Origin of the sequence: Streptomyces niveiscabiei, from assembly GCF_001419795.1 — a bacterium.
Classification (GTDB): domain Bacteria; phylum Actinomycetota; class Actinomycetes; order Streptomycetales; family Streptomycetaceae; genus Streptomyces; species Streptomyces niveiscabiei.
Map to the genome: position 1 here is coordinate 1 of NZ_LIRL01001396.1, position 1,955 is coordinate 1,955.

Consider the following 1,955-nt stretch of genomic DNA (forward strand, 5'->3'; position numbering starts at 1 on the left):
CCGCATCACCGCGCCCCCACCCCGCCCGTGCTCGAAGAACCGCAGCTCACCACCGGGCCGCAGCACCCGCCGGACCTCCCGCAGCGCCCGCTCCACGTCCCGCACGCTGCACAGCGTCAGCGACAGGACGGCCGCGTCGAACGCCTCGCTCTTGACGGGCAGCGCCTCAGCGACCCCCGGCACGACGTCGATCGGCACCTCGGCCCGCAGCGCCGCTGCCCGCGCGGACTGCCGCAGGAGCCGTTCCGGTTCGAGGGCGACGACCTCGGAGACGCCCGCCGGATAGTGCGCGAAGTTCAGCCCGTTCCCGGCGCCGATCTCGATCACCCGCCCCGAGAGCCCCGCGAGCAGCTCGGTGCGCAGCGGGCCGACGGACGGCTCGGCCGCGACGCTGAAGCGCGTGTAGAAACGCGCGAAGACCGGGTGTCGGACGGCGTCCTTGGGGGTGCGCGTCGGCATGGGGACCTCCTGCCCGCGGGCTCTGCCGCGATTGTCCCCCGCGCGGGCGCCGCGCACCCCCTCGGGAACGAGCCTCAGGCGATGAAGTTGCGAACCTGCTGGTAGACGCCGTAGTTGTTGTTCATGTCGGTGTGCGACACACACCCGACCTCGACGTTCGTCGCCCCGCTCAGGATCGCCGTGGTGTCCGGCGTGAGCGCGTCGTCGCAGTTCGACCAGTAGCTCGCGTACGACACGCTGCCCGGCGTCTCGTCACCCGAGTTCAGGGACGTCAGGAACGAACTGCCGGTGTTCATCTCCGAGCACGACGTGTACAGCCACGCGCACCAACCCGCGGTCGTCGTCCCGTGGTTGACGCCCGCCGTCGACACGAAGTCGTCGACATAAGCCGTTCCACCGAGGTTCTTCAGGTAGTAACGCGTGCTGAGCACACCCATGGAATGAGCGACGATGTCGACCTTCGAAGCGCCCGTGCGGGCGAGGACGTTGCGGACCTCCGTGGCCAGCTGCTGCGCGGTCGTGACGTTCGACTGCGTCCAGTTGTACGACCACGCGTCCAACTCGGACGCGGTGTAGCCGTCCGCCTTGAAGTCCGCGATCCAGTCGTCCCAGCTACTGGCGTCACTGCTGAGACCGTGCACGAAGATGACCGGGTTGTGCGTCGCCGCGTGAGCGGCCGGAACGGACAGGGAGAGCGACACGAGGAGCGAAGCGAACACGGCCGAGACGGCCGCGGCGATGCGACGCATGGGGCGCTGCATGATGCCTCCTGGGGCGGGTGGGGTCGCCAGGAGTGTCCGGTGGCGGCTGCGCGCGCCGCATCGGTGAAGTCGCCGGTCTTTACGGCTCAAGTAACCCGCCAGTAACGTGAATCGTGTGGTGACTCCGGTGACTCCCCCCACGCTCGACCGCACTTCGCCACCGCCCCGCCTCGCCTTCACCCCCACCGAAGGCGTCCGGGCGCGGGTACGCGTGCGCGCGTACGGCGACCCCCGTGCCGCCGCCGAGATCGCGGCGCGCCTGACCGCACGGCAGGCGGCCGGACTCGACCCCCTGCCCTCCGAACCCGCCGCGCTCGCCCCCGACCTCCTGCGCGCGCGAAGACGCGAGATCCACGCACTCCCCGAGGACACGCGCCGCCTGCTCCTGCTCGCCGCCGCCGACCAGCACCCCGTCCCCACCCGCGCCTTCCTGCGCGCGGTGGCCGCAGCCGACCTCGACGCGCGCCCCCTGGACGCCGCCGAGACCGCGGGCCTCGCCTGCACCACCCCCGACGGCGTCGCCTTCCGCGACCACTGGATCCGCGTCGCCGCGTACGAGACGGCGACTCCCACGGACCGCCGCGACGCCCACCGCCTCCTCGCGCGCGTGCTGAACGGCGCCGCCGAGGCCCCGTACCGCGCCTGGCACCGGGGCGCGGGCGCCCTCGGACCCAGCGGGCGGCTCGCCGGGGAACTCGCCTCGGCGGCCACCCACGCGCGCGCGCCCCGGTGCCA

The 1,955-nt window shown here is 72.6% G+C and carries 2 protein-coding genes and 1 pseudogene; 1 reads left to right on the forward strand and 2 read right to left on the reverse strand.

Features of this window, described 5'->3' with window-relative positions:
* On the reverse strand, window positions 1–459 hold a 459-nt coding region (locus tag AOK24_RS44415), incomplete at its 3' end, for a class I SAM-dependent methyltransferase (RefSeq protein WP_055725473.1).
* 74 nt (window positions 460–533) lie between these two features.
* Window positions 534–1,220: an esterase/lipase family protein gene (locus tag AOK24_RS44420; RefSeq protein ID WP_055725474.1), complete on the reverse strand. Its 687-nt coding sequence runs from the start codon at window positions 1,218–1,220 to the stop codon at window positions 534–536.
* 118 nt (window positions 1,221–1,338) lie between these two features.
* Between AOK24_RS44420 and AOK24_RS44425 the strand changes: the two are divergent.
* Window positions 1,339–1,955: pseudogene (locus AOK24_RS44425) on the forward strand (LuxR family transcriptional regulator); the annotation flags it as partial.